Genomic DNA, 26,337 nt, shown 5'->3' on the forward strand with positions numbered 1-26,337 from the left:
TTGTTGTACCTGGCTGAATATTGTCTGGCGGGTTGTGAAAAAATGACACCGTTCCACGGGCGCGCGGTGACGCCGGCTTGCCCGACCCGAAATCGATCCGATCCTTCCCACATGGAGAGCGCCATGCTGCTCGATGCCGTGCTTGCTGCCTGTCACTACCTGGCCATCTTCATGGTCATCACCTTCCTGAGTATCGAAACGGTACTGGTCCGGCGCGAATGGATGCCGACGGCGGCCGTACGGCTGGCACGCTACGACATGCTGTACTTCCTCATGGCGATGCTGGCGCTGGCGACCGGGCTGGGGCGCCTGTTTTACGGCGTCAAGGGGTCGGAGTTCTACCTGCACAACCCGGTGTTTCACGCTAAGCTCTCGGTCTTCGTGCTGATCGGGCTGATCTCGATCTACCCGACCCGACGCTTTGCCGCCTGGCGCAAAGCGGTCGCTGCGGCACCGGACTTCACACCGCCCGATGGCGAGCTGGCCCGCGTGCGCCGCTGCCTGATGTGGGAAACCCATCTGATCGTACTGCTGCCGATTCTTGCCGCCTTCATGGCGCGCGGCTTCGGCCTGGCATGAAACTGGAAATGCAAATGGACGCAAACCGCCAGATCGTCGAAGTGGCCGGCGCTGCCGCCACCGGCTTCAACCCGCCGCGCGAAACGCTGCTGAATGCCGTCGAGGACGGCAAGGTGCTGTACTTTCCGCGCTTTCCCTTTGCGCTTGAAAATGGCGAGCAGCGCCTGCTCGATCTGTCGCTGGCCGATCCGAAGCGCAAGAACATCAGTCTTGATCCGGCGTCCGGCGTCCTCCATGGTGTGGTCGGCGATGCCGGGACGCAGGAGGCCGTCAAGGTCCTGATCGGTCGTTATCACGATGCCGCGGCACAACTGGTGGGGGCACTGTTTCCCGAATACCGCGGCCGGTTGCGCGAGGCGCCGACCAGTCTGCGGCTGCACAAGGTCGAGGGACGGCAGACATCGTGGCGCAAGGACGACAGCCGGTTGCATGTCGACGCCTTTCCATCGCGGCCGAATTACGGCGAACGCATCCTGCGCGTGTTCATGAACGTCAATCCGGCCGGTGAGCCACGCGTCTGGCGCGTCGGCGAGTCGTTCGAAACCGTGGCGAAGCAGTTCCTGCCGAAAATTCCGCGCCAGTGGCCGGGTTCGGCCGCCGTGCTGCATGCATTGAAGATCACCAAACGCCGCCGCAGTCCTTACGACCACATCATGCTCAACCTGCACGATGCGATGAAAGCAGACACCGGGTACCAGCAGTCGTGCGCGCAGGAGCGTGTCGAATTCGCCCCGGGCGGCGGCTGGATCTGTTTTTCCGACCAGGCATCGCACGCGGCGATGGGCGGGCAGTACATGCTGGAGCAGACCTTCTTCCTGCCGGTCGACGGCATGGCCGATCAGCGACGCTCGCCGCTGGCGATCCTGCAGCGCCTCACCGGCAAGGTGCTGGTCCACAAGCGGGCGATGATCGCCTTCACCGTGGCGCTGCTTGCGTTGACGCTCGAGGCCTGCTGATCGGGGCTGTTTGCAGACCAACAAAAAGCCGCCTTCTGGGCGGCTTTTTTATGCGGTGAATCAGGCGGGAAGTTCGTCGCCGAGTGCGCGGATCAGTGCCGGGACGAATTCGCGCAGCGTGCCGACGGTCAGTGCGAGGCTCGAGTCGAAGATCGCGCCCTGATCGGCGGCGTCCATGTCCTTGAGCTCGTCCTGCAGCACGTCGAGCATCGTCAGCCGCTTGATTTCGAGCTTGTCGGTGAGCTGGAATGCCAGCTTGTCGTCCCACGCCAGCGCCAGCTTGCTGGCGAGCAGGCCGTTTTCAAGATGTTGTTTCACTTCGGCCGTGTCGAGCGGCTGGCGCGCGAGCCGCGTGATCGCGCCGTCGTCGCCCGGTGCGCGCAGCTCGGTATCCTGCCCCAGATCGAACTCGTCGGCATCGGCCGATTCGAGCCACAGTGTCATCGCGGTTTCCGGCGTCACCTGGGTGTTGACGAGTCGCGTCGGCAGGCTGCCGAGCGTTTCGCGCAGCGTGGAAAGCAGCTGTTCGGCCTTGGTGGCCGATGCGCTTTCGACCAGCACCAATCCGAGCCGGAGATCGATCAGCGCACGCTGGCTGCGCGAGCGGGAAAACGCCTTCGGCAGCAACTCTTCGGCGACGCGTTCACGCAGCTCCTTGGCTTCCTTGCGGCCGACCTTGCGGTTTTCTTCGGCTTCGATCCGGGCAATCCGCTCTTCGGTTTCTTCCTTGACCACGCTGGCCGGCAACAGCTTTTCTTCGGTCTTCAGCGTCACCAGCACCGCATCGTCGTAACCGTAGGCTTTCAGGTCCGGTGCATGACGCGCCGGTGCGATCCAGCCCTGGCTCATCTGGTCATTGCTGCCACAGGGCACCCAAGGGCGCTTGGCCAGGCTGTCGCCAATGCTGTCGAGGGCCAGTGCATGGTCGGGGGCGAGGCGGTAGAGCTGCAGATTGCGGAACCAGAGCATGGGACGATCCTTGTAAAACGGCTGCTGATTGTAGCGATTGGGGGCGGCGACGGGAACCTTGCTTTGTCACCTTGATCCAATCGGACGCGGCTATCCCTTATTGAGAATTGTTTGCATTTTCGCTAGTATCGACGCGATCACGATCCGTTTTCGTCCTCATTACCGGAGCTCCATCTTGAAGCAACTCGTCCTTGTTCCGCTCGCCGCCGCGCTGCTGGCCGGCCTTGCTTACGCCGAATCCGTGACCGTTTACTCGGCACGCAACGAACAGCTGATCAAGCCCCTGTTCGACGCGTTTACCAAGGACACCGGCATCGAGGTCAAGGTGCTGACCGACAAGGAAGGTCCGCTGATGGAGCGCCTGAAGGCCGAGGGCACGAACAGCCCGGCGGACATGCTGATCACCGTCGATGCCGGCAACCTGTGGCAGGCCGGCAAGCAGGGCCTGCTCAAGCCGATCGAATCGAAAACGCTGAACGAAAACGTGCCGGCACATCTGCGCGACCCGAAGGGCGAGTGGTACGGTCTGTCGATCCGCGCCCGGACGATTTTCTACAACCCGGCGACCGTCAAGCCGGCCGACCTGTCGACCTATGAAGACCTCGCCGATCCGAAGTGGCAGGGCAAGCTGTGCCTGCGCACGTCGAAGAAGGTCTACAACCAGTCGCTGGTGGCGATGATGATTGCCCAGTACGGCGAGCCGAAGACCGAGAAGATCGTCCGCGGTTGGGTGGCCAACTTGGCGGCACCGGTCTTCGCCGACGACACCAAGATGCTCGAAGCGATCGCCGCTGGCCAGTGCCAGGTCGGCGTGGCCAACAGCTACTACTACGGCCGCATCGTGGCCAAGGATCCGAAATTCCCGGTCAAGCTGTTCTGGGCGAACCAGAATGCCGGTGGCGTGCACGTCAACGTCTCGGGTGCCGGCGTGACCCGTTACGCCAAGAACGAGAAGGGCGCGATCAAGCTGATCGAGTGGCTGTCGGGCGACAAGGCGCAGAACCTCTACGCCGACAAGGATATGGAGTTCCCGGTCAACCCGAAGGTGAAGCCGGACGATCTGGTTGCCGGCTGGGGGCCGTTCAAGCCGAGCATCATCAACATGAGCAAGGCGGGCGAGCTGCAGGGCAAGGCGACGCAGTTGATGGACCGCGCCGGTTACAAGTAAGGTGTAAGGCCTTCCGCCACGACGGGCAGCCAGCGCTGCCCGTTTTCCTTTGAATAGCCCGATGTCTTTCATGTCTTCCCGTCTGCTGCCGAGTCGCGGCGTGCTCTGTGCGCTGCCGATCGCTCTGCTCACCGTCGTGCCGCTGCTGGTGGTGCTGTCGTCGCTGCTCGACCCGCAGGCCGAGGTCTGGTCGCACCTGCTCGATTACGTCCTGCCCGGCGTGCTGTGGAATACCTTGCTGCTGGTCGTCGGTGTGGGCGCCGGTGTGCTGCTGCTTGGCGTGCCGCTGGCATGGCTGACGGCGGTCTGTACTTTCCCGGGTCGGCGCTTCTTCGGTTGGGCGCTGATGCTGCCGCTGGCCATGCCGGCCTACGTGCTGGCCTTCGTCCAGGTCGGCCTGCTCGATTTCACCGGGCCGGTGCAGACACTGCTGCGTTCGGCATTCGGGACCAGCGCATGGTTTCCGCAAATCCGCAGTACCGGCGGTGTGATCCTGGTGTTGTCGATGGCGTTCTATCCCTACGTCTACCTGCTCGCGCGCAACGCCTTTTTGACGCAGGGCCGGCGCGCGATCGAGGCTGCGCAGACGCTGGGCATGTCGCGACGGCGGGCCTTCTTCGTCGTGGCCGTTCCGATGGCGCGGCCATGGCTGATCGGCGGCGTGACGCTCGCGCTGATGGAAACCCTGGCCGACTTCGGCACGGTGTCGATCTTCAATTTCGATACGTTTACCACGGCCATCTACAAGGCGTGGTTTGCGCTGTTCAATCTGCCTGCCGCGTCGCAGTTGGCGTCGCTGCTGGTGATGTTCGTGCTGATGCTTGTGGCACTGGAGCAGTGGGGGCGCGGGGCGCGCAGCTATCAGGTGCGCAGTGCGCACGCCGAACGGATCGCGCTGCACGGCCGGCTGCGCTGGCTGGCAACGCTGTGGTGCGGCACGGTGCTGCTGCTGGCCTTTGTGGTGCCGATGATGCAGTTGCTGGTCTGGGTCAAGGGGGTCTGGGCTGACGATTTCGATGCGCGCTACCCGGCCTTCATCGGGCGCTCGCTGCTGCTTGCCGTCATGGCTGCGTTGTTGGTGACGCTGTTGGCGCTGGTGCTGGCCTACGCCCGGCGCCGCTACCGTGACGCTGGAACGCACTGGCTGGTGCGGCTGGCCACGCTGGGCTACGCGGTGCCCGGTACGGTGCTGGCGGTCGGGGTCTTCATTCCGGTTGCCTGGCTCGACAACGTGCTGCTGGCCGCGCTGCGCCCCTTCGGTTTGGAGGCATTGGCCATTTTCAAGGGGACGCTGGCAGTCATGCTGCTGGCGCTGGCGGCCCGCTTCCTTGCAGTCGGATTCCAGCCTGTCGATACGGCCATGCAGCGGATTACCCGCAGCCAGGAAGAGGCGGCCCGCTCGCTCGGGCTGAATGGCCGGCAGGTGGCGGCCCGGCTGTATCTGCCGCTGTTGCGCGGCGGGCTGTTGTCGGCGGCGTTGCTGGTGTTCGTCGACGTGCTCAAGGAAATGCCGATCACGCTGATGACCCGTGCCTTCGGCTGGGACACGCTGGCGGTGCGTGTGTTCGAGATGACGTCGGAAGGCATGTGGGACCGCGCGGCCTTGCCCAGTCTGTTTATCGTGCTCGCCGGCCTCGTGCCGGTGGTACTGCTGATCCGGAAAACCGAATCATGACTCCCATGCTCGAAGTGAATGCCGTTTCTGTCCGCTACCCGGATCGTGCGGTGATCGAATCCCTGTCGTTTTCGCTGGCATCCGGGCAGATCGGCTGTTTGCTCGGTCATTCCGGCTGCGGCAAAACGACGATGCTGCGGGCGATTGCCGGTTTCGAAACGCCTGCGGCAGGCGAGATCCGTATCGATGGTGAAGTGGTCGCCAGCGCGTCGACCATGCTGCCGCCCGAGGCAAGGCGCATCGGCATGGTGTTCCAGGACTATGCGCTGTTTCCGCATCTGAACGTGACCGACAACATCGGCTTCGGTCTGCGGGCGCTGTCCGCAGCCGAGCGCACGGCGCGCATCGGCGAGATGCTGGCGCTCGTCGGTCTCGAGGACGAATGCCGGCGCTTTCCGCACGAACTGTCCGGTGGCCAGCAACAGCGCGTGGCGCTGGCGCGGGCGCTGGCCACCCGTCCGAGGCTGATGCTGCTGGACGAACCGTTCTCGAATCTCGATGCCGAACTGCGCGAGCGGCTGGGGCTGGAGGTGCGTGACATCCTCAAGGCGGCCGGCACGACGGCGATTCTGGTGACGCATGACCAGCACGAAGCCTTTGCCGTTGCCGACGTTGTCGGCGTGATGGTGGATGGTCAGATTCGCCAATGGGCGAGTCCGTACAGTCTGTATCACCAGCCGGTCGACCGCCACGTGGCCAACTTCATCGGCGAGGGGGTGTTGTTGCCGGGGGTCGTCAACGCGAGTGCGCAGATCGAGTTCGAACTGGGGCGTTTCGACGGTCCGACGCCGGCGCATTGCGGTGTCGACGGGTGTCGGGTCGACGTGCTGGTCCGTCCCGACGACGTGCAGCACGATGACGCCAGTCCGGTGCGGGCAACGGTGCTGGCGCGCGCGTTCCGCGGTGCGGAATTTCTCTACACGCTGGCGCTGCCGTCGGGACAGAAAGTGCTTTCGCTCGTGCCAAGTCACCATAATCATGCGGTGGGCGAGGAGATCGGCATCCGGCTCGAGCTCGAGCACGCTGTTGCCTATGTGCGTGAATGACGCAGGGGCTTGATCGGTGGTACGCACTGCGCGACCATCGCGTCCTGCTACGGAGAAAACCATGATCCTTGCCTGTCCGCACTGCCAGACCGCCAATCGTCTCGAACCGGCTCGCCTTGCCGATGCTCCTGTCTGTGGTCAGTGCCACAAGCCGCTGCTGTCCGGCGCGCCCATCGCAGCAACCTCGGAAAGTGCGCCCGCCTTGATCGCGGCCAGCCCGATTCCGGTGGTGGTCGACTTCTGGGCGACCTGGTGCGGGCCTTGCCAGGCCTTTGCGCCGGCCTTTGCTTCGGCTGCCGAGTATTTCGCCGGCAAGGTGTTGTTCCTCAAGGTGGACACCGACGCCGAGCAGTCGCTGGCGGCGCAGTACCAGATCCGCAGTATTCCGACGCTGATCGCGTTCGATCGCGGGCGCCAGATCGAACGCCTCAATGGTGCGATGTCGTCCGGCCAGTTCAAGGCCTGGGTCAGCCAGCTGGTCTGATTGCAAGTAGACCCGCCGGAAACGACAACGCCCCGGAATCGGGGCGTTGTGTGTATATGGGGGCTGGTACGGATCAGCCTGCGCGCAGTTTGGCGTAGGGGCTGGTTTCCAGCCACTTCTTGACCCGGTTTGCGTCGCCGATCCGGGTATAGCTGCCTTGCGAGTCCATCAGGATCATCACGACCGGCGTGCCTTCGATCGTTGCCTGCAGCACGATGCAGTGACCGGCTTCGTTGATGAAGCCGGTTTTCGACAGGCCAATATCCCAGTCGTCCGACTTCACCAGCGGATTGGTGTTGCGGTAGACCATTTCCCGACCGTTGCGGTTGGAAATGAAGCGGTACTCGCTCGAGGTCGAGAACTGGTGGATTTCCGCGTAGTGATGCGCGGCCTTGACCATCTGGACCAGATCGCGCGGCGTGGAGACATTGCTCGGCGTCAGGCCGGTCGAGTCGTAAAAACGGCTGCCGCGCATGCCCAGCTGTTGCGCCTTTTCGTTCATCTTGCGCACGAAAGCATCGCGTCCACCCGGATAGGTGCGCGACAGCGCGGCAGCAGCACGGTTTTCCGAGGACATCAGTGCCAGCAGCAGCACTTCGGCCCGGGTGAGCGACGTGCCGACGGCCAGTCGCGAACTGGTGTGCTTGAGCATGTCGACGTCGTCTTCGCTGATGGTGATCAGCTCGTTCATCGGCAGGCGGGCATCCAGCGTCACCATCGCGGTCATCAGCTTGGTGATCGAGGCAATCGGGACCTGGGTGTCGGCGTTCTTCTCGTAAATCACTTCGCCGCTTTGTTCGTTGACCACGAGCACGGCCGACGACTGGACGCCGGGGCGTTCGAGCGTCGACGGGACTGCTACGGCCCGGGAAACGCGGACCTCTTGCCGGGCGTTGGCAATGGCCTGGCTGCTGACAGAGCCCTTTTTGCGAATCGTCACCTTGACGGCAGGTTTCTTCGGCTGGGCGGTTTTCTTCTGTTGATTTTTTGCAACGGATTGCTTGCCGGCCGGCTTGGATTTGGCCGACTTGCTGGTCGATTGGGCATGCTGGGTGGCGGCCTCGGCCATTGGCATGGCGACGAGCGAGAGCGCGGTCAGGAGAGCGCAAAGCCCGGGAATGCTGGGTTTCATCAACTACCTCGGAATCGAGTTCGAGCGTATTACATCAGATGCTTCTTATTCTAAGGCAGGCGCAACAGAAAATGTGACGAAAAATCAAATGCTAACTGGATATTTCGTATAGTTCGCATTAAAGATTTCCCGATACTTGCAGACGATGTGATAATTTGCCGTGTTGCGCCGCACAATGTCCGGCCGAGCCGGTGTCTGGTGTTGCTGTTTCTACCGAATGGAGCATCCCGTGTTGCAGTCCACGTCGCTTGAGTCGTTCTTCCTGCAGTTCAACGAGGCCAACCAGAAGTGGTGGCAAAGCTGGGTCAATGCGGTTGCACCGGCCGGTGCTGCGGCGCTGCCGTCCGGACTCGCGCCGGTCCAGGGGCTGTCGACCGAGGCCTTCGAGACCCACAGCCTGTACTACCAGCAGCAGCTCGATCTTTGGCTGCAGCTGATCGGCGCCGGCAACGGCCAGAAGCTCGAACCGGAAAAAGGGGATCGGCGCTTCGCAGCCCCGGAGTGGGAGTTGCCGTTGTTCAGCTTCTTCAAGCAGAGCTACCTGCTCACGTCGAAATGGCTGACCCAGATGGTCGATCATGTGCATGCCGACGACGATACCAAGGCGCGCATGGCGTTCTTTGCCCGGCAGTACCTCGATGCCGTCAGTCCTGCCAACTTCGCCGTGACGAATCCGGAAGTGCTGGCGCTGGCGATCGATACCCGTGGCGAGAGTCTGAACGAGGGGATGAAGAAGCTCCTCGAGGACATCCAGAAGGGCACGATCACGATGACCGACGAGTCGCAGTTCGTCGTCGGTGAAAATCTGGCCGTGACGCCGGGGCAGGTGGTGTTCGAGAACGAACTGTTCCAGCTGCTGCAGTACGCGCCGACCACCGGCGACGTGTACGAGACGCCGCTGCTCATCGTGCCGCCGTGCGTCAACAAGTACTACATCATGGACCTCAAGCCCGAAAACTCGATGGTTCGCTGGGTTGTCGGCGAAGGGCACACGACTTTCCTTGTATCGTGGAAATCGGTTACGCCGGAGCTGGGTCACCTCAAGTGGGACGACTACGTCGAGAAGGGCGTGCTGGCCGCGGCCGATGTGGTGCGCCAGATCAGCAAGCGCGAAAAAATGAACGTGCTCTCGTTCTGCATCGGCGGCGAGCTGGTGTCGACCGCAGTGCCGGTGATGCAGGCGCGCGGGCAGGACTGGTTCGAGTCGCTGACGCTGATGACAGTGATCATCGACCACACCGAGCCGGGCGACATCAAGCACTTCCTTGATCCCGCCGTCGTCGCCAGTCGCGAATTGGTGATCGATAAGGGGGGCGTCATTTCCGGCAAGGAACTGGCACGGACGTTTGCGGCGCTGCGTGCCAACGATCTGGTGTGGAACTACGTCGTCAACAACTACCTGAAAGGCAAAACGCCGCCGCCGTTCGATTTGCTGTACTGGAACAACGATTCGGCCAATCTGGCGCTGCCGATGCACACCTGGTTCCTGCGCAATATGTACTTCGACAACAACCTGGCCAAACCGGGCTCGTTCTCGCTGTGCGGCGTACCCATCGATCTGACGGCCATCACCTTGCCGACCTATGTGTTTGCCGCACGTGAAGACCACATCGTGCCGTGGACGTCCGCATACCGGACCACCGGCATTTTCCAGGGGCCGTTGCGCTTCGTGCTCGGCGCGTCCGGCCACATTGCCGGCACGATCAACCCGGTCTCGGCCAACAAACGCAACTACTGGGTCAACGACCGGCTGGATGCGGATCCGCAAGCCTGGTTCGAGGCGGCCGAATCGCGCCCGGGCAGTTGGTGGCAGGACTGGGCGGAATGGCTGGCGCCGCGTGCGGGCCAGCGTGTCGCCGCACCGAAAACGCTCGGTAGCCGCCAGTTCAAGCCGATCGAGCCGGCCCCGGGTCGCTACGTCAAAGAACGCCTGTCCTGATTTGCAGTGCCGGACCGGCCGAACCTGCGGCCGGTCCGTTAATCTAAAACACAGCCCCAACCGATTGGGCGCACGGGAGAAACATCATGACTGAAATCGTTATCGTTGCCGCACAGCGTACCGCGCTGGGCAATTTCGGCGGTGCACTGGCCAGGGTGGCCGCGCCCGAGCTCGGTGCAACCGTCATTCGTGCACTGCTGGAAAAAACCGGTCTTGCCGCCGACCAGGTCAGCGAAGTCATCCTCGGCAATGTGTTGACCGCCGGTCTGGGCCAGAACCCGGCACGTCAGGCGCTGCGCCTTGCGGGCCTCCCGGATGCAACGCCGGGCCTGACGATCAACCAGGTCTGCGGTTCGGGGCTGAAGGCGGTCGCGCTGGGTCTGCAGGCCATTCTGTCGGGCGAGTCCGACATCGTCATCGCCGGCGGGCAGGAAAACATGAGTGCAACGCCGCATATCCTGCCGGGTTCGCGTGACGGCTTCCGGATGGGCAATGCACAGCTGATCGACACGATGGTCTACGACGGCCTGACCGATGTGTACAACAAGTACCATATGGGCGTGACCGCCGAGAACATCGCCAAGAAGTACGGCATCAGCCGGACCGAGCAGGACGAGCTGGCGCTGTCGTCGCAGCAGAAGGCCGCTGCCGCGCAGGCTGAAGGCCGTTTTGCCGACGAGATCGTGCCGGTCAGCATCCCGCAGAAGAAGGGTGATCCGGTTGTGTTTGCTGCCGACGAATTCATCAAGGCCAATGCGACGATGGACGGACTGGCCAAGCTGCGTCCGGCTTTCGACAAGGAAGGCACCGTGACCGCCGGCAATGCCTCGGGCATCAACGATGGGGCTGCCGCCGTGCTGCTGATGACCCGCGAGAAAGCCGACGCGCTGGGTCTCAAGCCGCTGGCTACGATCCGTGCGGCCGCTTCGGCCGGTGTCGATCCGACCATCATGGGCATGGGTCCGGTTCCGGCAACCCAGCGCGCGCTGGCGCGTGCCGGCTGGTCGCTCGACCAGCTTGATCTGATCGAAGCCAATGAAGCGTTCGCCGCGCAGGCCCTCGGTGTCGCGCGCGAATTGAAGTGGGACTGGAGCCGCGTCAACGTCAACGGCGGCGCGATTGCACTGGGTCATCCGATCGGTGCCTCGGGTGCGCGCGTACTGGTGACGCTGCTGCATGAGATGGTTCGCCGTGATGCAAAGAAGGGTCTGGCGACCCTGTGCATTGGCGGTGGCATGGGGGTGGCTCTGGCGGTCGAGCGCTGATTCCGGCGTAGCCCTGCAACAAGAACGCCCTCTGCGGAGGGCGTTTTTCATCTGCGGTTTGCACACGTTGCCTTGTCATTCACTCCAGCGTGTTTCCTTCGACGCCAGGCTCGTGGCAACGGGCAGTGCCCGAGGCCGGAACGGTGTTCGTGCAGTGCCGATTTAGCCTCTCTTGCGGATTCCGTGGTGCCGTGGGCCGGCTTATGATGGTGTTTTCACAATGGGAGGGCGCATGTCCGTGCTGATTACGCCGCAAATACTGGCGACCGAGTCGACCACTTGTGTGGTTGTCGATTGCCGCCATGATCTTGGTGATCCGGAGGCCGGAAACAGGGCCTACCTGTCCGGGCACATTCCCGGAGCCGTCTTTGCCCATCTCGATTCGGACTTGTCCGGACCGAAGACCGGCAGGAACGGGCGCCACCCCCTGCCGACCGTGGAGGCTTTGACCGCCTGGCTGGGCAGGATGGGGATTACGCCGCAGACGCGTGTCGTCGCCTATGACGCATCCGGCGGGATGTTCGCGGCACGACTGTGGTGGTTGTTGCGCTGGCTGGGACACGAGCACGTTGCGGTGCTCGATGGCGGCTGGCAGGCATGGCTGGAGGCCGGCTTGCCGGCTTCGATCGAGGTGCCGGAACCGACGGCTGCGGTCTACAATGCGCGTCCGCGCGGCGATCTGGCCGTCGGCATGGCGCAAATTCGCGCCAACCTTGATGCCCCGGCCTTTCTCGTTGTCGATGCGCGCAGCCCGGATCGCTTCCGCGGTCTCGGCGAAACGATCGACCCGGTCGGCGGGCATATTCCGGGTGCGGCCAACCGCTTTTTCCAGCACAACCTCGACGCGGGTGGCCGTTTCAAATCCGCCGGGACGTTGCGAAACGAGTGGCGGGAGGTCATTGGCAGTCGTTCGCCGGCGGACATCGTCTGCCAGTGCGGCTCCGGTGTGACCGCCTGCCACAACCTGCTGGCGCTGGAGCTGGCGGGTCTGTCCGGCGCCAGGTTGTACGCGGGTTCGTGGAGCGAGTGGTGTGCCCACCCGGACAACCCGGTTGCACGCTGAAATGAACAACGCCCGGGCAGCCGGGCGTTGTTCATTTCAGCGTCTGGCGAAACAGCGGGCGATATCGTACGCCTCGGGGTGTCGATTCCGACGCGTAGAGCACGAGGGCATCGACAGGCCAGCAGACGGGCATTGCAAGATGTTCCGCGACCGGTTGACCTTTGCGCAACAGCGTGACGTGCGGCGTAAAGGCCTGTCGGTCGAACGCAATGTCCGAAACGGTGAGTCTTGCCCTGAGCATTTCGGCAAGTGCATCAAGCCCGGGCGGGGTTGCGGTGCAGCCGAGCCAGACGATGGCGCCGTGTTTGAAGTCGCCGGTCCGGTCGAGGGTGATCGAAAAACGGGGCATGTCGATGTCGGTGAGCAGGTGACGCAGGCGTTGCAGCGTCTGCGCCGTCGCGTCACCGAGGAAGGCCAGCGTCATATGCAGATTGGCCGTCGACGTCGGTTTGCCGCCGAGGCGGCCGTAAAGCCGGTCGCGTTCGCGTGCGATGGCCTCGCGCACCGCCGGCGGTGGCGCCAGCCCGATGAACAGCCTCACACCCAGTCCTGCCGGCGCAGGAAATCGGTGGTCGCCATGAGGGCGTCGACCGTGAACGCTTCTTGCGAGGACAGAATCTCGTCAATGGACAGCCGGGCAAAGCCGGCGACTTCGCCGTCGGTGTTGCAGGGGACGAAGTCGTCGGGTAGCAGCAGGTCGTAGCAGTACAGGACCTCGTCATGCGTGCCGTCCGGCTCGTTCCGCGTGCTCCGCAGGCTGGTTGCGTAGCGGAAGCCGCCGGCGATCTCGGCCGGCACGCCCGCTTCCTCCCAGAGCTCGCGTACGACGCAATGTTCGGCCGTTTCACCACTGGCGATGCCGCCTGCTGCCAGATTGTCGAGCCGGTCCGGATCGATCGCTTTGCTGGCGCTGCGACGGCCGATCCACAGCTGCCGGTCGGCGGTATGACCATTGATATGCACTGCACGGCTTGTCAGGCCGAAGCGGCGGAAGGCGGCGCGCTCCAGTGCAAACAGCGGCCGTGCAAGATCAGGCCATCCATGCGCATCCGGTGCGAAACAGGTGTAGCGCTCGTTGCGCCAGCCCCGGATCAGCCCTGCATCGCGCATCGCCAGCGCGGTACGTTCAAGCTGGGGCTCGATCTGATCGGCCGCGGCGTCCAGGTGCAGTTGCGGGCCCCGACCGGTAAAGCGGGGCGACAGTGCCTGGAGGAAGGCGCAGGTGTCGGGTTCGAGCCAGCCGATCGCTTCGCCCTGCACGTGGAAACGGATCAGCCCGCTGGCGTCAAACCGTGGCGGTACGGCTGGCTGACGATCGAGTCGGGTGTTCATCAGCCGGCCTCGGGCTCGATCAGCAGCTGTACCGCGTCGGCGGCAAAGCGGGTGATCCCGTACTCGATCGGTACGCCGGCGCTGTCGACGTAGACGTTCTCGACGTAAAGGATGGGCTGCGTTTTCGGCTGCGCCAGCAATTGTGCGGTTTCCGGGCGCGGCAGGCGGGCGGTGACCCGACTCAGCCGGCGGTTGAACTCGGTGATGCCGTACGCCGGCAAGGCGTCGGCGATGCGGCCGGTGGCTGCGTAGCGGGTTTCGAATCCGGCGAAGCGCGGCAGCGGAAAGTACTGGGTGCAAACGCCGATGACGCGGTCGTCGACGACGTCGAGTGCATCGACCTGCAGGACGCTGGTGCCGGGCGGAATGTCGAGCAGCTCGCACACTTCGTTCCGCGGCACGGTGGTGGTGCTGCGCTGGATCTGGCTGATGCCGCGGCGCTGCTGGTCGTCGAGGCTGTGCGAGAAGCGGCTGCGGCGGCCGAGGCGATAGTCGATCAAGCCTTCCTGGACGAAGGTGCCGCGCCCCTGTTCGATGCGCACCAGTCCGCGCGTTTCCAGTGCCTGCACGGCACGGCGGATCGTGTGGCGGTTGACGCCGAAGCGCGCAGCCAGCTCGATTTCGTTCGGTAGCCGGTCCGAAATGACTTTGCCGGCGATGTCGGCGGCAAGGGCCTGTTCGATCTGTCGCCACAAGGCAATGCCCGATCCGCGTTCGACCGTCATGGTGCGTTCCTGTCGTTGGTAAGGTGCGGCAATGCTAGCGCACGGCTGTTTCATCTAGATGATTCTACGTCTTGCGGTAATCCCGGGGCGCGCCAAGTCCGTGCGGGCTGGTAAAATGCACACTTTTCCCGTCTAAGCTCCGGAGCACTTCATGGCCGTCATCCGTCAGGACGATCTGATCGACAGCATTGCCGATGCGCTGCAGTACATCAGTTACTACCACCCGAAAGACTACATCCAGGCCCTCGGCAAAGCGTACGAGCGTGAAGAAAGCCCGGCCGCCAAGGATGCGATCGCGCAGATCCTGACCAACAGCCGGATGTGCGCCGAAGGCAAGCGTCCGATCTGCCAGGACACCGGGATCGTGACCTGTTTTGTGCGCGTCGGCATGAATGTGCAGTGGGCTGGCGCGACGATGGGCGTGGCCGACATGGTCAACGAGGGCGTGCGCCGCGCTTACCTGCATCCGGACAACAAGCTGCGCGCCTCGATCCTGCAGGACCCGGCCGGTGGCCGCAAGAACACCAAGGACAACACGCCGGCGGTGATCCATTTCGAAGTCGTGCCGGGTGATACGGTCGAGATCGACATCGCCGCCAAGGGCGGCGGCTCGGAGAACAAGACCAAGTTCGTCATGCTCAACCCGTCCGACTCGATCGTCGACTGGGTACTGAAGACCGTGCCGCTGATGGGCGCCGGCTGGTGCCCGCCGGGCATGCTCGGCATCGGCATTGGCGGCACCGCCGAAAAGGCGATGGTGATGGCCAAGGAAGCGCTGATGGAAGAGATCGACATCCATGAGCTGATCGAACGCGGCCCGCAAACCCGCGCCGAAGAACTGCGCATTGAGCTGTACGAGAAGGTCAACGCGCTCGGCATCGGCGCACAGGGCCTCGGCGGTCTCGCCACCGTGCTCGACGTGAAGATCAAGGATTACCCGACCCACGCAGCCAGTCTGCCGGTCGCGATGATTCCGAACTGCGCCGCGACCCGCCACGTGCACTTCATTCTCGACGGCTCCGGCCCGGCAGTGCTTGAAGCACCGAAGCTCGAGGACTGGCCGGAGGTAACCTGGACGCCGTCCAGCGAATCCACCCGTGTCGACCTGAACACCGTCACCCGTGAGGAAGTCGCGTCGTGGAAGCCGGGCCAGACGCTGCTGCTGAACGGCAAGATGCTCACCGGCCGCGATGCTGCGCACAAGCGCATGGTCGAGATGCTGAACAAGGGCGAGAAGCTGCCGGTCGATTTCACCAACCGCTTCATCTACTACGTCGGCCCGGTCGATCCGGTGCGTGATGAAGTCGTCGGCCCGGCCGGTCCGACCACCGCAACGCGGATGGACAAGTTCACCGGGCAGGTGCTGGCGCAGACCGGGTTGCTCGGCATGATCGGCAAGGCCGAACGCGGCCCGGTTGCCATCGACGCGATCAAGCAGCACCAGTCGGTCTACCTGATGGCGGTCGGTGGTGCAGCCTACCTCGTCTCGAAGGCGATCAAGGGCTCGCGCGTCGTCGGTTTCGAGGATCTGGGCATGGAAGCGATCTACGAGTTCGACGTCGTCGACATGCCGGTGACGGTGGCGGTCGATAGCGGCGGCACCTCGGTGCACGCGATCGCGCCGAAGGAATGGCAGGCCAAGATCGGCAAGATCCCGCTTGCAACGGTTTGATCCGTATCGCAAGGTCATGCACGAAAAACAAAACCGGCGCCAGGCCGGTTTTGTTTTTGGACGGTCAGTGCTGTAGCGCCCGTTCGATGAAGCGCCGGGGGACGGTCGACTTGGGTACACGCAGTTCGAACCAGCTGCGTACGTCCTGGTCCAGACCGATGCCGTGCATGTAGTTGTACAGCGCCTTGTTCAGCGCGCGGCCCAGTGCATCGTGATCGACGCCGCTCGGGTCGACGAAGCCGACGTCGTTCTTGGCGAAGCCGCCCGGCGGCAGCGGTTCGAGCGTGACGCCGTATTCCTCGGGATTCTGGCCGACCGGTGAATGCACGGTACAGGCGAAGCGGTGGAAGAAGCCCGACTGGATGCAGCCGTGCTCGAACAGCTGGCGCACGTATTCGAGTGCGTCGACGGTGTCCTGCACCGTCTGGGTCGGGAAGCCGTACATCAGATAGGCGTGCACGAGGATGCCCGCCTCGGTGAATGCCGCGGTGACGCGGGCCACCTGATCGACCGAGACGCCTTTCTTCATCAGCTTCAGCAGCCGGTCCGACGCGACCTCGAGTCCGCCCGAAATCGCGATGCAGCCCGAATCGGCCAGCAGTTGGCACAGCTCGGGGCTGAACGACTTCTCGAAGCGCACGTTGCCCCACCACGAAATCGCCACCTTGCGGCGCAGCAGCTCCTCGGCCAGTGCCTTGAGCATTTTCGGCGGTGCGGCCTCGTCGACGAAGTGAAATCCGGTCTGGCCGGTTTCGGCGATGATCTTCTCGATCCGGTCGACCAGTTCCTTGGCCGATGCGGTTTCGTAGCGCGAGATGTAATCGAGCGTCACATCGCAGAAGCTGCACTTCTTCCAGTAGCAGCCGTGCGCGACGGTGAGCTTGTTCCAGCGGCCGTCGCTCCACAGCCGGTGCATCGGATTGAGCATGTCGAGCAGCGAGAGATAGCGGTCGAGCGGCAGACCGTCCCAAGTCGGTGTTCCCCATTCCTCGAACGGCACGTCGGGCTCGGGGAAATTGATGTAGCGGACTTTGCCCTCGATGCATACGAAGGTGCGCACCAGTCGCTCGCGCGAACGGCCGCCTTTCAGATGGTCGATCAGCGCCAGCAACGGGCGTTCGCCCGAATCGAGCGTGACAAAGTCGACAAAGTCGAACACGCGCGGGTCGGACAGCTCGCGTAGCTCGGTGTTGGCGAAGCCGCCGCCGAGGCCGATGCGGATTTGCGGATGATGTGCCTTGATCGTTTGCGCAATCCGGAACGCGGCGTACACGGCACCCGGGAACGGGACCGACAGCAGCACCAAGGTCGGCTGGTGGCGTTCGATCGCGGCCAGCGTCAGTGTCTCCAGCACCTCGTCGACCAAGGTCGGTTTGGCGGCGAGTGCGTTGGCGAGCGGGTCGAAGGTCGGCTGGCTCATCGCCAGCGACTCCGCATAGCGGACGAATTCGAAGCGCGGGTCGGCGGCATCGCGCAGCACGTCGGCCAGATCGTTCAAATACAGCGTGGCCAGATGTCGGGCACGGTCCTGGGCGCCGAGCGCACCGAATGCCCATCCCAGCGGATCGCCACCTTCGTCGTCGACGTAGACGTCGAGTGCGGCAAAGCGCGGGCCTTCGGGCAGAAAACCGCGGCTGCAGATGCGGTGGGCCAGTGTCGAATCCCGTCCCTGCAGGAAGGCGATCGTCGGCGTGATCGTCGCGTCGTAACGGTCGAACTGGTCGAAGAACGACTGCACGGCCTCGCTGCGGCGGCGCGGCGGCATCTGCTCCACCAGTTGCTTCAGTTTTTGCAGTCCGTCGCGCGAGAACAACGCCAGCACCAGCTGCAGTGCCAGATCTTCCTGTGCGGCATCGAAACCGCGTGAACGCAGGAAGCCGGTCAGGTAGGCCGTCGACGGGTAGGGGGTGTTGAGCTGCGTCATCGGCGGGATGAACGACAGCACGCGCATTGCCGGCCGGGTCATGGTTTGCTCCGCGAGGGACGATGGCGGCCTGCGCCCACGTGCTTCAGGGGCTGGCGGGGCCAGCCTGCGATCCGACTCGAGTACATCATTGACACTGCCTTGCGTGAAAACCCGCCGGGTTGGCCCCGGCGCAAATGCGTATTTTGCCAGACTCGGCGTCTTGGGACGGCTGCGCGCGCTGGCCGGCCTGTTTACAGGCTGTCTTCGAGCAGGGCAATGAAGCCGCTGACTTTCTGTGGCAGGAAGCGGTTGCGCGGATAGTTGGCCCAGATGCCGTCGACCAGCGTGTAGGCGTGTAGCACACTGCGCAGCCGGCCATTGGCCACGTGTTCGTCGACGTAGTAGCCGGGCAACTGGACCAGCCCGACGCCGGCCAGTGCGGCGTCGAGCAGTGCTGCACCACTGTTGCAGCGCAACCGGCCGGCGACATGGACTTCGTGCAACCGGCCGTCCGGCTCGCGGAAACGCCACAGGTTCAAGGTGCCGACCAGACACTGGTGGTGCTTGAGTTCGGCCAGCGTGTGGGGTTCGCCGAACTGCATCAGATAATCCGGTGATGCGCAGACATGGTGGGTGCGCTGCCCGAGCTGCCTGACCATCAGCGACGACGCATCCATCGGGCCGAGGCGGATGCCGAGGTCGTAGCCTTCGGCGACCAGATCGACCTTGCGGTTGTCGAGGTTGAGTTCGGCGGTCACCGCCGGCTGGCTTTGCAGATAGCGGTGCAGCAGCGGCGCGATTACCCGCTCGCCGTAGTACACCGGTGCGGTGACGCGCAGGTGGCCGCTGGGCCGCTCCTGTGCTTGCGACACGGCCTGCTCGGCCTCGCGCAGGCCGTCGAGGAGCGGCCTACAGTGTTGGTAGTACAACTGGCCCGCTTCGGTGACGCTGACCTTGCGTGTCGTCCGGTACAAGAGGCGAGCCGCCAGCCTTTGTTCGAGCAGCGATACCTGCCGGCTGACCTGCGCGACCGAGATGCCCAGCCGTTGTGCGGCGGCGGTGAAGCTCTGCGTTTCGACCACCGCAACGAATTCGTTCACGCCATCCCAGGACATGATTGTTACCTGATGGGAAAAATATCTTTCCATTTGGCCAGATTGTCGTCGAATGGGTAATAAATAGAATCGCTGAATTGCCAAAATCATTGCCAGAGGACCCGCCATGCCGTCGATTCAAACCATGAAAACCCGCGCCGCCGTCGCCTGGGGGCCGAACCAGCCGCTGACGATCGAAGAAGTCGACCTACAACTGCCGCAGAAAGGTGAAGTGCTGGTGCGCATCGTCGCCAGCGGGGTCTGTCATACCGACGCGTACACGCTGTCGGGCATGGATTCGGAAGGCGTGTTCCCGGCGATTCTCGGCCACGAAGGCGCCGGTATCGTCGAGGCCGTCGGCGAAGGCGTCACCAGCGTTGCGGTCGGTGACCACGTGATCCCGCTGTATACGCCCGAATGCCGCGAGTGTAAGTTCTGCAAGTCGGGCAAGACCAACCTCTGTCAGGCGATCCGTGCGACGCAGGGCAAGGGTCTGATGCCCGACGGCACGACGCGGTTCTCGAAAGACGGCAAGCCGATCTACCACTACATGGGTACGTCGACGTTCTCCGAGTACACGGTGCTGCCGGAAATCGCGCTGGCGAAGATCAACAAGGCCGCGCCGCTGGAGGAGGTCTGCCTGCTTGGCTGCGGCGTCACCACCGGCATGGGCGCCGTGATGAACACGGCCAAGGTGAAGGCCGGCGATACCGTGGCGATCTTCGGTCTGGGCGGCATCGGCCTGTCGGCGGTGATCGGCGCCAAGATGGCCGGTGCGTCACGCATCATCGGCATCGACATCAACACCAGCAAGTTCGACCTGGCCAAACAGCTCGGCGCGACCGACCTGATCAATCCGAACGAGTTCGACCAGCCGATCCAGGACGTGATCATCGCGATGACCGATGGCGGCGTCGATTTCTCGTTCGAGTGCATCGGCAACGTCAAGGTGATGCGCTCGGCGCTCGAGTGCTGCCACAAGGGCTGGGGCGAGTCGGTGATCATCGGCGTGGCCGGTGCCGGCGAGGAAATCAGTACCCGGCCGTTCCAGCTCGTCACCGGTCGCGTGTGGCGCGGCTCGGCCTTCGGCGGCGTGCGCGGCCGCAGTGAGCTGCCGGACTATGTCGAGCGTTACCTGAAGGGCGAGTTCCGCCTCGACGATTTCATCACCCACACGATGCCGCTCGAGGACATCAATACCGCGTTCGAACTGATGCACGAGGGCAAGTCGATCCGCTCCGTCATCCACTACGCGAAGTAGGCCGGCCCATGACGACCGCGATGGAACTGGTTTCGAGCACGCGGGTGTTCGGCGGCTGGCACAAACGCTACCGGCACGCATCGACGTCGACCGGTACACCGATGACGTTCGCGATCTACCTGCCGCCTCAGGCCGCTGATGGCGAGCGGGTGCCGGTACTGTACTGGCTGTCCGGATTGACCTGCACCGACGAGAACTTCGCCACCAAGGCCGGCGCGCAGCGCGTGGCGGCCGAACTGGGGCTGGCGCTGGTGATGCCGGACACCAGTCCGCGTGGCGACGGCGTGGCCGACACCGACGGTTACGACCTGGGGCAGGGCGCAGGCTTTTACGTCAACGCGACGCAGGCGCCGTGGGCCGAGCACTACCGGATGTACGACTACGTGGTCGACGAGCTGCCGGCGCTGGTCGAAGCGCATTTTCCGGTGACGCAGCAGCGTGCGATCAGCGGGCACTCGATGGGCGGCCACGGCGCACTGATGATCGCTTTGCGCAACCCGGGCCGCTATCGTTCGGTGTCTGCGTTTGCGCCCATCGTCAATCCGAGCGCGGTGCCGTGGGGGCAAAAGGCCTTTGCCGCCTATCTGGGCGAGGATCGCAGCAGCTGGCTGAGTTACGACAGCTGCCACCAGCTCGAGATCGCAGTCGAGCGCTTGCCGATGCTGGTCGACCAGGGCGAGCAGGACGGCTTCATGCCGGAGCAGTTGCAGCCCGACGTACTGGCAAGGGTCGCGCGGCAGCACGACTGGCCGCTGACCTTGCGGCGCCAGCCCGGCTACGATCACAGCTATTACTTCATCGCCAGTTTCATCGAGGATCACCTGCGCTTTCACGCGCATCACCTCGCCGCCTGACGATGCAGCACCCCGGCCCCGGTTGATCCGGGGCTTTTTCATGTCTGCTAAAAGCCGGTTCAATCGCGTACGGCCGCATCCGTAACCGTTTCGACGTTCAGGTAGCGCGCACCCGGACCTTGGGTGCCGAGGGTGTCCTGCGGATTGCGCAGCCGGCAATGCTCGATCGACAGGCAGCCGCAGCCGATGCAGTCGTCGAGGTGATCGCGCAGCGCCAGCAGCTGGGCGATCCGGGCGTCGAGATCGGCGCGCCACATTGCGGAAAGCCGGGCCCAGTCATCCCGGTTCGGTGCGGCGGTGGCCGGCAGCGTGGCCAGTGCATCGGCGATCCGGGCCAGCGGGATGCCGACGCGCTGCGCGACGCGGATCACCGCAACGCGGCGCAGCACGTCGCGGCTGTAGCGCCGCTGCCCGCCCTGCGTGCGCTGGCTGCTGATCAGCCCCTTGCTCTCGTAAAAATGCAGTGCCGACACGGCGACGCCGCTGCGGCGCGCGACCTCGCCGACCGACAGCGTCGACGGCAGGCCGGACGGATGGAGTGGTGCAATCGTCATTTTTTCTTGACCTCAACTTAACTTGAGATTTTACGCTGTGATTATTGCAGCCGGCCCGGCTGTGCACAACGGAGTCCCAGCATGTCGAATCAAGCCGAAAATGCGGTCTATCGCGTCGACCGTTTCACCGTTCCCGAGGCTGCGCTGGCCGTGTTTCTGGCGCGCGTCGAGCAGACCAATCGGCTGCTGGCGCTGCAGCCGGGTCACCGCTTGCAGCGCGTGCTGACGCGGGCCGGGAATCCGCACCAGGTGGTGACGGTGATCGAATGGGCCGATGCGGCGGCGCTGACGGCTGCCAAGCGGGTGGTCGAGCAGCATTACGCCGAAACGGGGTTCGACGCGGCCGCGTTCATGCAGCAGCTGGGCATTCACGCCGATATGGGTGTCTTTCACGATGTACCGGCGGTGGCTGCCCATGCGGTTTGAGTTGCCGGGCATCATCCTGTTCACCGAACGCTTCGACGCGTGTGTGGCGTTCTACCGCGATCTGCTGGCGCTGCCGGAAGCCTTTGCCAAGCCGGGACTGGTCACGCTCGACCTCGGTGGCGCCTACCTGATGATCGAGTCCGGCGGTGTCGGCCGGCAGTGGCCGAAACCGATCGACGAGAATCCGATCATCCTGCGTTTCAATGTCGAAGACGTCGATGTCGCCGCCGGCGTGCTGAGGCGCAAGGGTGTCGACGTCGAGGTGTTGCGGCTGGACTGGGGCGTGGTCGGTTGCTTCAGTGATCCGGACGGCAACCGCTGCGAGTTGAAGGATCACTCCGCCGGTTTTCAGGTACTGTCCCGACAGTTGCCGAAACACCGTGAAACGGCCTGATGCCGGGTCGGGCATGGGCTAGCCGGGGAAGAGACTCATGAATGACATTGAGGATGCCGAGGGCATGGCCGACGTGCAGGCTTGCCTCACCCGATGGCAGCTGACTGCCCGGGGTGCACCGTGGCGTACCGGGTCCAGCTGGCTGCAGGCCGTCCGGTTCAATGGTGAACCCGCGATCCTGAAGGTCGCCCGGATCGAGGAGGAGCACCGGGGCGGTCAGTTGATGGTCTGGTGGCGTGCGCACGGTGCCGTACGCGTTCTGGCCCACGACGGGGACGCCATCCTGCTCGAACAGGCGGATGACCGGCGATCGCTGGCGGACATGGCCAGGCTTGGCGATGACGATGCGGCAAGCCGCATCATTTGCGACGTTGCGGCGCGCCTGCACGCTCCGCAATCGCATCCCCGGCCGGCACTGCTGCCGTTGCCGGCGTGGTTTTCATCACTGCACCGGGTAGCCGGGACGCAAGCCGGCGTGCTCGGGGACGCTGCTTCAGTTGCCGCGGATTTGCTCGCGTCGCCGCAGGACATCACCGTCCTTCACGGCGACCTTCATCACGGCAACGTACTGGATGCCGGCGAACGCGGCTGGCTGGCCATCGACCCGAAAGTCCTGATTGGCGAGCGCGGTTTCGATTTTGCCAACATCCTGTGCAATCCCGATCATGAACTGGCGACGTCGCCGGGGCGCCTGGAGCGGCAGGTTGCGGTGATTGCCGAAGCCGCCGCTCTGGAGCGCGGGCGACTGCTCGCGTGGGTTGCCGCGTGGTCCGGGCTGTCCGCAGCATGGCATCTGGAGGACGGCACCGAGCCGCATACCGCACTGGCCGTGGCAGGGCTGGCGCTGGACGCGATGCGCGCGGGCTGAACGTTCCGGGCCCTCAGGGTGTTGCGACCGCAAGGATTTCGCGCTCTGCCTCGTTGACGGCCTTGGTATCCATGCGCTGACGCAGCATGTCGCACAGCGTCCGGCGTATCCATGCGTGGCGGGGGTCGTGGTGATGTCGGGCATGCCAGAACAGCGTGTAGTCGAGCTCCGGCAGGCCGATATCCGGGGGTGGCAGGATCGTGAACGAAGTGCCCTGCCGGTAATGGTGCAGCAGATGCGACGGCGCCGTCATGATCAGCGTGCTGCGCGACACGACCTCCAGCGAGGCCCAGAAGTGCGGTGTCAAAAGGCCGAGACTGCGCTGCCGGCCCTGTGCGGCCAGTGCGTCATCCACGACGCTGCGCATGTCGCTGCCGAGCGAGAGCTCGGTGTGGGGCCAGGCGCAATAGTTCTCGATGTTCATGCCGCCCCGTTCGAGTAGCGGGTGGCCATCGCGGACCGCGCAGAGGAAATCGTCGCAAAACACCCGTCGCTGGTATATCCCGGCCGGTGCGCTGCGGGCGACGCCAAACGCCAGGTCGACACCGTCGCGGGCGACCGTGTCCAGCGTGTCATCGTTCCAGCCGGAGATTTCCAGCATCAGTCCCGGCGCCTGCTGACGCAGGTGGACGAGCACATCCGGCAGCAGCGAACAGATGACATTGCTGGTGATGGCCAGCCGGAACGTGCCCGAGGCCCGTGCCGGATCGAAACGCACCGGCGCAATCAGTGCCGACATCTGCGCCAGAATGCATTGCAGCGGCTCCCGCAAATGCTCGGCGCGGGCGGTCGGCATCATCCGGTTGCCGTGCCGGACGAAGAGCGGGTCGTCGAAAATCGTGCGCAAGCGCGCCAGCGAACGGCTCATTGCCGATTGGGTGACGCCGCAGGCGTCGGCCGCAGCCGTAACGCTGCCGTGACGCAGAAGCTGGTCGAAGGTCAGCAGAAGATTGAAGTCGACTTGATGGAGGGCCGGTGCCGGCATGCGATTGTCCCGGGGCGTTGTTCGGTCTTGGATCGTCGTGAGCGGGGAGCTCGGCTTTCCGGTCATGCGTTACGCGCATGACCTGTATCGCGGTGGTGGCATGGTTCGTATGCCATTGGCTTATTAGAGTGCATCGTATCCGGTTCGCCCTTGCGAGCCGATGCAGTTGTCCGATGCACTGCGCGATACAAAAGGGGAAACGATGAAAACGGTACTGATGGCGCTGGCGGGCTTGAGTCTGGCTGGGCCAGTGCAGGCAGGTCGGAACGATGACGAGGCCGCGATCCGGCAGGTGGCAAACGATTATCTGGCGAGCTGGTCTGCCGGCGACGGCAAGAAAATGACCGCATTGCTGCATCCCAAGGTGGTCAGGCGCAGCTTGCCGGCGGCACCGGACGCGACACTCGTCGACATCAATGCAGGTGCGCTGGTTGCGGCGACCGCCGCCGGGGACGGCAAGCCCGTCGCGGGTGAAAAACCGCCGCTGGCGGTGAACGTACTCGATGTCTATGGCAATGCCGCGGTCGCCAAGGTGACCGGAAGCCAGTGGGTCGAATACCTGCAACTGGGGCGTGTGCAGGGAAGCTGGAAAATCATCAACGTGATGTACGGAGCACGCCAATGAAGCGGCTGAATGCAGCAGGTCTGGCGTTGGTCATGGGGGCGGCCAGCCTCGGGGCCAACGCGGTGCCGTGCGAACCCGAGACCTGCACCGCGCTCAAGGCGGTGGCGCTTGACTACATCGACGGCTGGTATGACGGCAATGCGGCCAGAATGAAGCAGTCGCTGCATCCGCAACTGGTCAAGCGCGCGCTCGGCCCCGCCGGCAACGAGGGGGCCCTGGACGAAATGGGTGCCGACGGGCTGATTTTTTACACGGGCAAGGGCATCGGTGCGACGACCGATCCGGCGCGACGCCGTGCCGAGGTGACCGTGCTGGACGTGAGCGGCGACATGGCCGCCGTCAAGGTGGTGGCGACCGACTGGGTCGACTACCTGCAGATGGGGCGCTTCGGCGCGAACTGGAAAATCGTCAATGTGGTGTGGGAGCGGCATCCGCCGGGCAAATAACCGAAGAGGGACCGGTCGCGGCAGCCTTGGCTGCACGGGTTGCCGCCAAAGAAGAGCCCCGGAGCAATCCGGGGCTCTTCTTTGGCAATGAACAGCGAAGCGTATCAGTCCCAGTGCGGGGCGAAATCCGGATTGGCGAGGCGTGCGCTGCGATCGAGCGTGGCGATTTGGGCCATGTCGTCGTCGCTCAGACGCAGCGCGCCGGCTTCAAGGTTGGCGGCCAGATTGGCGCGCTTGGTCGACGACGGAATCACCGTGCAGCCCTGTTGCAGCGACCATGCCAGCGCAACCTGCGCCGCACTGGTGCCGTGGCGTTCGGCGATGCCGGCAATCACCGGGTCGTGCATCACCTTGCCGTAGGCAAGCGGCATGTAGGCGGTCAGGTGGATGCCGTGGCTGCGGGCAAAATCGACCAGCTTGCGGTTCTGAAGGAAGGGATGGATCTCGATCTGCAAGGTGGCGATGTTGTCGGCGCCGACCGCGGCTATGGCCTGCTGCAGGTGGGCAATGGTGAAGTTCGACACGCCGATTGCACGGGTCAGCCCTTGTTGTTTTGCTTCCAGCAGTGCAGCCATGTATTCGGCGACCGGGATCGCGTCGGCGGGTGACGGCCAGTGGATCAGCGTCAGGTCGACCTGATCCATGCGCAATTTGGCGAGGCTGTCCTTCAGGCTGGGAATCAGCGCATCGCGGCCGAGCGATTCGGTCCAGATCTTGGTGGTGACGAAGAGCTGGTCGCGGGCGATGCCGCTCTCGGCAATCGCCTGGCCGACGTCGGCCTCGTTGCCGTAGATCTGCGCGGTGTCGATGTGGCGGTAGCCGAGTTCGAGGCCGGTGCGGACCGAGTCGATGACGGTCTTGCCTTGCAAGCGGAAGGTGCCGAGGCCGATGGCGGGCATGGTGTTCATGGTGCGTTCTC

The 26,337-nt window shown here is 64.1% G+C and carries 27 protein-coding genes; 17 read left to right on the forward strand and 10 right to left on the reverse strand.

Features of this window, described 5'->3' with window-relative positions; translation table 11 throughout:
- Positions 1 to 123: 123 nt before the first annotated feature.
- Positions 124 to 579, forward strand: coding sequence for a DUF2214 family protein (locus tag IE097_RS10835; protein ID WP_189460610.1), 456 nt, complete (start codon positions 124 to 126; stop codon positions 577 to 579).
- Between the two features lie 14 nt (positions 580 to 593).
- Positions 594 to 1,535, forward strand: a complete 942-nt coding sequence (gene kdoO, locus IE097_RS10840; RefSeq protein ID WP_189460612.1) for a Kdo hydroxylase KdoO — start codon at positions 594 to 596, stop codon at positions 1,533 to 1,535.
- A 60-nt stretch (positions 1,536 to 1,595) separates the two neighbouring features.
- On the opposite strand, the gene IE097_RS10845 is transcribed toward kdoO, so the two are convergent.
- Positions 1,596 to 2,504, reverse strand: a complete 909-nt coding sequence (locus IE097_RS10845) for a recombination-associated protein RdgC (protein WP_189460614.1) — start codon at positions 2,502 to 2,504, stop codon at positions 1,596 to 1,598.
- 172 nt (positions 2,505 to 2,676) lie between these two features.
- Between IE097_RS10845 and IE097_RS10850 the strand changes: the two genes are divergently transcribed.
- From IE097_RS10850 to trxC, 4 genes are all read left to right on the forward strand, one after another.
- Positions 2,677 to 3,672 carry a Fe(3+) ABC transporter substrate-binding protein gene (locus tag IE097_RS10850; protein WP_189460828.1) on the forward strand — a complete coding sequence of 332 codons (996 nt, stop codon included), beginning with the start codon at positions 2,677 to 2,679 and terminating at the stop codon, positions 3,670 to 3,672.
- Positions 3,673 to 3,742: 70 nt separating this feature from the next.
- A complete protein-coding gene (locus IE097_RS10855) occupies positions 3,743 to 5,347 on the forward strand; it encodes an ABC transporter permease (RefSeq protein WP_229797537.1) in 1,605 nt (534 codons plus the stop codon).
- Positions 5,344 to 6,393 (forward strand): ABC transporter ATP-binding protein, encoded by a 1,050-nt coding sequence (locus tag IE097_RS10860; protein ID WP_189460618.1) that lies wholly within the window; start codon positions 5,344 to 5,346, stop codon positions 6,391 to 6,393. The genes IE097_RS10855 and IE097_RS10860 overlap by 4 nt, the downstream gene beginning before the upstream one ends.
- Before the next feature lie 61 nt (positions 6,394 to 6,454).
- Positions 6,455 to 6,877 (forward strand): thioredoxin TrxC, encoded by a 423-nt coding sequence (gene trxC / locus IE097_RS10865; protein WP_189460619.1) that lies wholly within the window; start codon positions 6,455 to 6,457, stop codon positions 6,875 to 6,877.
- Positions 6,878 to 6,950: 73 nt separating this feature from the next.
- Here trxC and pbpG read toward each other — a convergent pair whose 3' ends face one another.
- The gene (gene pbpG, locus IE097_RS10870; protein ID WP_229797538.1) at positions 6,951 to 8,009 is read right to left on the reverse strand and encodes a D-alanyl-D-alanine endopeptidase; all 1,059 of its coding nucleotides are present in this window, start codon (positions 8,007 to 8,009) and stop codon (positions 6,951 to 6,953) included.
- 229 nt (positions 8,010 to 8,238) lie between these two features.
- Between pbpG and IE097_RS10875 the strand changes: the two genes are divergently transcribed.
- From IE097_RS10875 to IE097_RS10885, 3 genes are all read left to right on the forward strand, one after another.
- On the forward strand, positions 8,239 to 9,948 hold the full coding sequence (locus tag IE097_RS10875; RefSeq protein ID WP_229797539.1) for a PHA/PHB synthase family protein: 1,710 nt from the start codon (positions 8,239 to 8,241) through the stop codon (positions 9,946 to 9,948).
- An 86-nt stretch (positions 9,949 to 10,034) separates the two neighbouring features.
- Complete coding sequence (locus IE097_RS10880) at positions 10,035 to 11,213, forward strand: acetyl-CoA C-acetyltransferase (protein WP_189460623.1); 1,179 nt, start codon at positions 10,035 to 10,037, stop codon at positions 11,211 to 11,213.
- Positions 11,214 to 11,445: 232 nt separating this feature from the next.
- Entirely contained in the window at positions 11,446 to 12,276 is an 831-nt protein-coding gene (locus tag IE097_RS10885; RefSeq protein WP_189460625.1) for a sulfurtransferase, read from the forward strand.
- Between the two features lie 31 nt (positions 12,277 to 12,307).
- Here the strand turns inward: IE097_RS10885 and thpR are convergent, their stop codons facing one another.
- Genes thpR through phnF form a run of 3 tightly spaced genes read right to left on the reverse strand, consistent with a single transcriptional unit; the run spans position 12,308 to position 14,333 of the window.
- Positions 12,308 to 12,817: an RNA 2',3'-cyclic phosphodiesterase gene (thpR, locus tag IE097_RS10890; RefSeq protein ID WP_189460626.1), complete on the reverse strand. Its 510-nt coding sequence runs from the start codon at positions 12,815 to 12,817 to the stop codon at positions 12,308 to 12,310.
- On the reverse strand, positions 12,814 to 13,608 hold the full coding sequence (locus IE097_RS10895; protein ID WP_189460627.1) for an NUDIX hydrolase: 795 nt from the start codon (positions 13,606 to 13,608) through the stop codon (positions 12,814 to 12,816). Before IE097_RS10895 ends, thpR begins: the two co-directional genes overlap by 4 nt.
- Positions 13,608 to 14,333, reverse strand: a complete 726-nt coding sequence (gene phnF / locus IE097_RS10900; RefSeq protein ID WP_189460629.1) for a phosphonate metabolism transcriptional regulator PhnF — start codon at positions 14,331 to 14,333, stop codon at positions 13,608 to 13,610. The genes IE097_RS10895 and phnF overlap by 1 nt, the downstream gene beginning before the upstream one ends.
- Before the next feature lie 151 nt (positions 14,334 to 14,484).
- Here phnF and IE097_RS10905 point away from each other — a divergent pair, with 151 nt between their 5' ends.
- Positions 14,485 to 16,005: a fumarate hydratase gene (locus tag IE097_RS10905; RefSeq protein ID WP_189460631.1), complete on the forward strand. Its 1,521-nt coding sequence runs from the start codon at positions 14,485 to 14,487 to the stop codon at positions 16,003 to 16,005.
- Between the two features lie 64 nt (positions 16,006 to 16,069).
- Here IE097_RS10905 and IE097_RS10910 read toward each other — a convergent pair whose 3' ends face one another.
- Together IE097_RS10910 and IE097_RS10915 are read right to left on the reverse strand one after the other, a co-directional pair.
- A complete protein-coding gene (locus IE097_RS10910; protein ID WP_189460632.1) occupies positions 16,070 to 17,971 on the reverse strand; it encodes a B12-binding domain-containing radical SAM protein in 1,902 nt (633 codons plus the stop codon).
- Positions 17,972 to 18,162: 191 nt separating this feature from the next.
- Positions 18,163 to 19,026 (reverse strand): LysR family transcriptional regulator, encoded by an 864-nt coding sequence (locus IE097_RS10915; protein WP_229797540.1) that lies wholly within the window; start codon positions 19,024 to 19,026, stop codon positions 18,163 to 18,165.
- A 106-nt stretch (positions 19,027 to 19,132) separates the two neighbouring features.
- Between IE097_RS10915 and IE097_RS10920 the strand changes: the two genes are divergently transcribed.
- Complete coding sequence (locus IE097_RS10920) at positions 19,133 to 20,266, forward strand: S-(hydroxymethyl)glutathione dehydrogenase/class III alcohol dehydrogenase (RefSeq protein ID WP_308429708.1); 1,134 nt, start codon at positions 19,133 to 19,135, stop codon at positions 20,264 to 20,266.
- A 20-nt stretch (positions 20,267 to 20,286) separates the two neighbouring features.
- Positions 20,287 to 21,120 (forward strand): S-formylglutathione hydrolase, encoded by an 834-nt coding sequence (gene fghA / locus IE097_RS10925; protein ID WP_189460837.1) that lies wholly within the window; start codon positions 20,287 to 20,289, stop codon positions 21,118 to 21,120.
- A 59-nt stretch (positions 21,121 to 21,179) separates the two neighbouring features.
- Here fghA and soxR read toward each other — a convergent pair whose 3' ends face one another.
- Complete coding sequence (soxR, locus tag IE097_RS10930; protein WP_189460634.1) at positions 21,180 to 21,674, reverse strand: redox-sensitive transcriptional activator SoxR; 495 nt, start codon at positions 21,672 to 21,674, stop codon at positions 21,180 to 21,182.
- Positions 21,675 to 21,755: 81 nt separating this feature from the next.
- Between soxR and IE097_RS10935 the strand changes: the two genes are divergently transcribed.
- The 3 genes from IE097_RS10935 to IE097_RS10945 are packed head-to-tail and all read left to right on the forward strand — an operon-like array spanning position 21,756 to position 23,362.
- Complete coding sequence (locus tag IE097_RS10935; protein WP_189460636.1) at positions 21,756 to 22,100, forward strand: antibiotic biosynthesis monooxygenase; 345 nt, start codon at positions 21,756 to 21,758, stop codon at positions 22,098 to 22,100.
- Positions 22,090 to 22,494, forward strand: a complete 405-nt coding sequence (locus tag IE097_RS10940) for a VOC family protein (RefSeq protein ID WP_189460638.1) — start codon at positions 22,090 to 22,092, stop codon at positions 22,492 to 22,494. The genes IE097_RS10935 and IE097_RS10940 overlap by 11 nt, the downstream gene beginning before the upstream one ends.
- Positions 22,495 to 22,531: 37 nt before the next feature.
- Positions 22,532 to 23,362, forward strand: a complete 831-nt coding sequence (locus IE097_RS10945) for an aminoglycoside phosphotransferase family protein (protein ID WP_229797541.1) — start codon at positions 22,532 to 22,534, stop codon at positions 23,360 to 23,362.
- 13 nt (positions 23,363 to 23,375) lie between these two features.
- Here IE097_RS10945 and IE097_RS10950 read toward each other — a convergent pair whose 3' ends face one another.
- Positions 23,376 to 24,347, reverse strand: a complete 972-nt coding sequence (locus tag IE097_RS10950) for a LysR family transcriptional regulator (protein ID WP_189460639.1) — start codon at positions 24,345 to 24,347, stop codon at positions 23,376 to 23,378.
- Positions 24,348 to 24,513: 166 nt separating this feature from the next.
- On the opposite strand from IE097_RS10950, the gene IE097_RS10955 reads away from it, so the two are divergent.
- Both IE097_RS10955 and IE097_RS10960 read left to right on the forward strand, forming a co-directional pair.
- A complete protein-coding gene (locus IE097_RS10955) occupies positions 24,514 to 24,972 on the forward strand; it encodes a nuclear transport factor 2 family protein (RefSeq protein WP_189460641.1) in 459 nt (152 codons plus the stop codon).
- The gene (locus tag IE097_RS10960; RefSeq protein WP_189460643.1) at positions 24,969 to 25,418 is read left to right on the forward strand and encodes a nuclear transport factor 2 family protein; all 450 of its coding nucleotides are present in this window, start codon (positions 24,969 to 24,971) and stop codon (positions 25,416 to 25,418) included. The genes IE097_RS10955 and IE097_RS10960 overlap by 4 nt, the downstream gene beginning before the upstream one ends.
- A 104-nt stretch (positions 25,419 to 25,522) precedes the next feature.
- Here the strand turns inward: IE097_RS10960 and dkgB are convergent, their stop codons facing one another.
- Positions 25,523 to 26,326, reverse strand: coding sequence for a 2,5-didehydrogluconate reductase DkgB (gene dkgB / locus IE097_RS10965; protein WP_189460645.1), 804 nt, complete (start codon positions 26,324 to 26,326; stop codon positions 25,523 to 25,525).
- Positions 26,327 to 26,337: the final 11 nt, after the last annotated feature.

Source organism: Jeongeupia chitinilytica (assembly GCF_014652315.1).
Lineage (GTDB): Bacteria > Pseudomonadota > Gammaproteobacteria > Burkholderiales > Chitinibacteraceae > Jeongeupia > Jeongeupia chitinilytica.

Bases quoted from the DNA above. Each gene is read 5' to 3' on its own strand.
- IE097_RS10835 (WP_189460610.1), top strand. From the start codon at position 124: ATGCTGCTCGATGCCGTGCTTGCTGCCTGTCACTACCTGGCCATCTTC.
- kdoO (WP_189460612.1), top strand. From the start codon at position 594: ATGGACGCAAACCGCCAGATCGTCGAAGTGGCCGGCGCTGCCGCCACC.
- IE097_RS10845 (WP_189460614.1), bottom strand. From the start codon at position 2,504: ATGCTCTGGTTCCGCAATCTGCAGCTCTACCGCCTCGCCCCCGACCAT.
- IE097_RS10855 (WP_229797537.1), top strand. From the start codon at position 3,743: ATGTCTTCCCGTCTGCTGCCGAGTCGCGGCGTGCTCTGTGCGCTGCCG.
- IE097_RS10860 (WP_189460618.1), top strand. From the start codon at position 5,344: ATGACTCCCATGCTCGAAGTGAATGCCGTTTCTGTCCGCTACCCGGAT.
- trxC (WP_189460619.1), top strand. From the start codon at position 6,455: ATGATCCTTGCCTGTCCGCACTGCCAGACCGCCAATCGTCTCGAACCG.
- pbpG (WP_229797538.1), bottom strand. From the start codon at position 8,009: ATGAAACCCAGCATTCCCGGGCTTTGCGCTCTCCTGACCGCGCTCTCG.
- IE097_RS10880 (WP_189460623.1), top strand. From the start codon at position 10,035: ATGACTGAAATCGTTATCGTTGCCGCACAGCGTACCGCGCTGGGCAAT.
- IE097_RS10885 (WP_189460625.1), top strand. From the start codon at position 11,446: ATGTCCGTGCTGATTACGCCGCAAATACTGGCGACCGAGTCGACCACT.
- IE097_RS10895 (WP_189460627.1), bottom strand. From the start codon at position 13,608: ATGAACACCCGACTCGATCGTCAGCCAGCCGTACCGCCACGGTTTGAC.
- phnF (WP_189460629.1), bottom strand. From the start codon at position 14,333: ATGACGGTCGAACGCGGATCGGGCATTGCCTTGTGGCGACAGATCGAA.
- IE097_RS10905 (WP_189460631.1), top strand. From the start codon at position 14,485: ATGGCCGTCATCCGTCAGGACGATCTGATCGACAGCATTGCCGATGCG.
- IE097_RS10910 (WP_189460632.1), bottom strand. From the start codon at position 17,971: ATGACCCGGCCGGCAATGCGCGTGCTGTCGTTCATCCCGCCGATGACG.
- IE097_RS10915 (WP_229797540.1), bottom strand. From the start codon at position 19,026: ATGTCCTGGGATGGCGTGAACGAATTCGTTGCGGTGGTCGAAACGCAG.
- IE097_RS10920 (WP_308429708.1), top strand. From the start codon at position 19,133: ATGCCGTCGATTCAAACCATGAAAACCCGCGCCGCCGTCGCCTGGGGG.
- fghA (WP_189460837.1), top strand. From the start codon at position 20,287: ATGGAACTGGTTTCGAGCACGCGGGTGTTCGGCGGCTGGCACAAACGC.
- soxR (WP_189460634.1), bottom strand. From the start codon at position 21,674: ATGACGATTGCACCACTCCATCCGTCCGGCCTGCCGTCGACGCTGTCG.
- IE097_RS10935 (WP_189460636.1), top strand. From the start codon at position 21,756: ATGTCGAATCAAGCCGAAAATGCGGTCTATCGCGTCGACCGTTTCACC.
- IE097_RS10940 (WP_189460638.1), top strand. From the start codon at position 22,090: ATGCGGTTTGAGTTGCCGGGCATCATCCTGTTCACCGAACGCTTCGAC.
- IE097_RS10945 (WP_229797541.1), top strand. From the start codon at position 22,532: ATGAATGACATTGAGGATGCCGAGGGCATGGCCGACGTGCAGGCTTGC.
- IE097_RS10950 (WP_189460639.1), bottom strand. From the start codon at position 24,347: ATGCCGGCACCGGCCCTCCATCAAGTCGACTTCAATCTTCTGCTGACC.
- IE097_RS10960 (WP_189460643.1), top strand. From the start codon at position 24,969: ATGAAGCGGCTGAATGCAGCAGGTCTGGCGTTGGTCATGGGGGCGGCC.
- dkgB (WP_189460645.1), bottom strand. From the start codon at position 26,326: ATGAACACCATGCCCGCCATCGGCCTCGGCACCTTCCGCTTGCAAGGC.